Origin of the sequence: Budvicia aquatica DSM 5075 = ATCC 35567 (assembly GCF_000427805.1) — a bacterium.
GTDB classification, from domain to species: domain Bacteria; phylum Pseudomonadota; class Gammaproteobacteria; order Enterobacterales; family Enterobacteriaceae; genus Budvicia; species Budvicia aquatica.
Genome location: NZ_KE386591.1, coordinates 1 through 3779 on the forward strand (window position 1 = coordinate 1; position 3779 = coordinate 3779).

Below are 3779 nucleotides of genomic sequence, written 5' to 3' on the forward strand. Positions count from 1 at the left end.
CGTGACCTGGTATGAGGTCCGTGGTGGTGTTGATACGCAGATTTCTACTGGCGTTGTCAATACGGCTGCGGCGATTGGCGGCAACGGAACCAGCGTGTTGACCATTCCGGCCTCTGCGGCGTATGCCAGTGCGATAAAGGTGGTCATACAGGAATACTCTGCNTCGGGTGACCCGATTTTTGGTCAGANATTGACTGTGGGTGATACCGGTGTGACGGGACCTAATAACCCGACGGTTACCCCTCCAGGTCCGGTTGCACCAGGCAGCAACGTGACCCCGGGTATTTATGCGAGTACCGATTCGGGCTTTGGCACCAACTTGCTTGACCCGGCAAACAGTGGAACCCCGCTGAANGTTGGCGACACTTACGTGTTCAAGTTGTGGGACAGCGCNNCNNTNGGNNCGNNCGACTTGACGCCGNNCTCGTACAACTGGCATCTGTTGGGTACCAGTGCGACAGACGGCGTGAACGCACCGGCAGCGAGTATCCAGGGNGCNGGAAGCTACACCATTCCGGCGAACGNAGCGGGTACANNGCTGACGGGNTCTGCGGACGGCGTGCAGGGCTTCAGTCTGGCGGTCGACTACTAAACCCAGTCTCCATCGGGTTAGTGTCAATCAGGACCACGGGCAGGGTTTTCCTGCCCGTTTTTAACCCAGCATTGAGCAAAATACAGTTACTACCCGGCCATCCACTCTGGCGGGTCACTCGGTAGTGATTGTTAAGCAGTTGAACAACATCATCATCTTCACATTCAAAATAGGCGTGCCACGTAATGTGGTAGAGAGGGACATATGACGCAAGACACCACAGGAACACCTCGCACCGTGCTGGCCGTACTTATCTCGGTCATACTTGTTGGCTCCGTCGTTCCGGTCGGGGCGGTGGTCCTGAGTGACCCGACAGGGATAATCCACGGCAGAGCACCAACAGCCGTGGGTGACTTATACGCCGTGATGCCGGACGGGACGACGGTGGTGACCGACAACGTCATTGTGAGCCAGACGGCTACACCGAGTCAGTTTACAGTCTCGTCAGTCACAACGGGGATTACCCCGTACGACGCGGATGGAGATACGGGGCTGACGATGACCCCGGACATGCCGAGCGCCACGCTAGTGTGGAAACAGAGCAACGGAACGCCACTAACCGCGGCACAACTGGCCGCCCCGTTGGTGACCAATTTCCCAGGCAGCACTGTGACGCTGGAAGTGCATGCCCCGGTGACCACGACCAGCACCTCAGGCCTACCCACCACGGCGGGACAAGTACCCTTTGTGACAGCTTATACTGTGAAGGTACCGACAGCTCCAATACCCCTACCGGCCAGCGTGAAGTTTAACGTGAATGGGTATCAGTTTGCGGGTAACAGCGGATTCCCATCGACAGCATACACCAACGCATCTTATCAAATTTGGATGAACGGTACCTCTGCATCCTCGAACGCTTCGTATACTTATAGCAGTAGCGCCAGTTGGGTGACCGTGAGCGCACTAGGGGTCGTCGTTTTCACCGCGAAGCCACCTGCCGGACAAGGAGAAGCGACAATAACTGTCAGTCAGTCGAGCGGGACGACTTACGAATACAAGATGAAGATAAAGCTGTGGGAAGGGGTGGTGAATTCTACACCGACCAGTTATGTGTCCGCGTGCCGAGCAATCGGATTGAAATCAGTCGGAGTCGATAAGAGCATCGGTTGGCCCGGTCAGAACGCGCAGATGACCAGGCGCACGGCTGGGCTCAATGTAAGTGGGAACTTTTCATTTGCAGGATGGGAGGAGTGGGGGAGTACCGTAGGAACAACACCGTTCGCTTCTATCAACGGTCAATTCATGTTCGCAATAGCCAACAGCGGAGCTGACGATCAAGAGCCAACGAAAAGTGGAAACGCGGTGTATATAACGCAAGGAGGTAAGGTTGGAGCGGTGTATATCAATTTAGGATCCCAAGACAGGTACAGCATGCGCTGTGCGGTTTACATATAATTGAGTGGAGTTCCGATTCGGGCATGCTCCGCGGGCAGTCGCCTGAGACTGGTGGGCACATCGCTCTGGAGGCAACCGTGACCCACATCCGCCACCGCACAATATACCCCACCACCCGCGCGGCCTGCATTTCAGCGGAAAGCTGGCGGGTTTGCTCATAAAGCCGGCGTAGCTTGGTCAGGTGATTGGCGAGGGCTCTGGGAGCCACGGATTGGATGCCCTTGTCGGTTAACCAGTATCCCATCCAGTCGGTGCCTTTGCGGGTGGGGCCGATGAAGGTTTTATCCGGGTGTTGCCGAAAACCGAATTGGTCGAAGTACTGATTAAGTTTTCGGACTGCCCTGCGCAGATGCCAGCGGGTTTTAGCGATGATGAAAAAGTCATCCATATAGCGTGAGTAGTCCAGATTCGGTTAGTTGGCAAAGTGAGCATCCACCTCTTACAGGTGGAATGCCGCCAAGAGCCGACTGAGCTACGAGCAATGCCGAATTCGGGCGTATGAAAAGTGCCTCCGTCTTCGACACTGTAGTGCAAAAACTGCCAGACAAGGTTGAGGAGTATCGGATGGTGAACATGAGATTGGGCCTGTGAGTAAAGGGTCTGCTTATTGATACGGGCGTAATAGCCCTTGATATCAGTACGACAGACAAAATGAGCATTCGGTTGGCGAAGCACCTGGTGGATACGTTGTACGCTTTTCTTGCCCCCTTGATGACCTTTGATGTGTTCGCACCGTGGATGCACGGGAAGGACTGGCGTCAACAGCAGGGTCAGGCATTTAAGCACTAACGCATCCGGTGAAGACCAGAGAGCCCGGGTGTCCCCTTGGGCGGTTTTGACTAACTGGAGTGGTGAGAGTTGATATATCCCGGCATTCAGTTGCTGGTAGAGGCGCTGTTTTTCAACCCGCCAATGAAATCGAAGGTGCCAGACATCGGTATTCGCGGGGAAGTGCTTACGGGTTTGGCAGAGCCAGATGAAGGCGGACTCAAGCCGGGTGTGGGAAAACAATTCCGACATGCAACTCGAGGGTTAATGGTTGATGGGTGGTTAATTGACGACTTGATACATCGCTAATTCAGTCTGGCTTGACATGTTCTTCACGTCAACACCCTGTTTTTTTTCAGCATCAGCGATTGGGTTGTCTGGTTTGGTTTGATTTGGTGTGGTGGTTAATCCCCTACCGTTTTTATTTATGTTGAAGGTGTCGTTATGTCACAACGTTTGAACCCTGAGCCAGTCCGTCACTATACCGACCTGGCACATATTGCCGCGTTAAAAGAGAAATCCGGTGATTGGAGAGGCGCGTCTCAGTATTGGGCGATGGCCGAGGATGTTGCCCGGTTGCCTGAGAACCGCCTCTGGGCGAGGTCTCGGGCGAGATATTGTGGCCGTGAGGCGGGGCAGGGTCTTGGCTATGCGGGCCGGTCAGTGTCATCACCTGACCTAAAATCCCTGACCTCGACCTTAATCTCCCCGAAAAACGCCCGGGAAACGGTTAGGGATGATGAGTAAGTGTGCGCTGACGGCCGGGGTGATTTATCCCCATCACCGAGATATGGCGTTGATTGTGGGACAACCTAATGTTACCGAGTTATCGAATGTTTACCGGGGTCACTATCCCCTGAATAAGGAGTCTGACGATGTTCATATACCGAAAACCCCCACCCGTTTGCCCGTATTGCGATGACACCACCCAGGTGCGCAAACATGGAACATCGCGCTGTGGCTTTCAGCGTTACCGCTGTTGTGACTGTGGTCGCACGTTTCAGGGTAAATACGTTTATCAGAC

The 3779-nt window shown here is 54.4% G+C and carries 3 protein-coding genes; all 3 read left to right on the forward strand.

Going from position 1 to position 3779, the window contains the following annotated elements; genetic code table 11:
- The first annotated feature begins 796 nt into the window (after window positions 1-796).
- Window positions 797-1987: a DOMON domain-containing protein gene (locus YWE_RS0125350; protein WP_029096947.1), complete on the forward strand. Its 1191-nt coding sequence runs from the start codon at window positions 797-799 to the stop codon at window positions 1985-1987.
- Window positions 1988-3199: 1212 nt separating this feature from the next.
- The gene (locus YWE_RS28760) at window positions 3200-3502 is read left to right on the forward strand and encodes an ANR family transcriptional regulator (RefSeq protein WP_036017149.1); all 303 of its coding nucleotides are present in this window, start codon (window positions 3200-3202) and stop codon (window positions 3500-3502) included.
- 128 nt (window positions 3503-3630) lie between these two features.
- On the forward strand, window positions 3631-3779 hold a 149-nt coding region (locus tag YWE_RS32230; protein ID WP_428829311.1), incomplete at its 3' end, for an IS1/IS1595 family N-terminal zinc-binding domain-containing protein.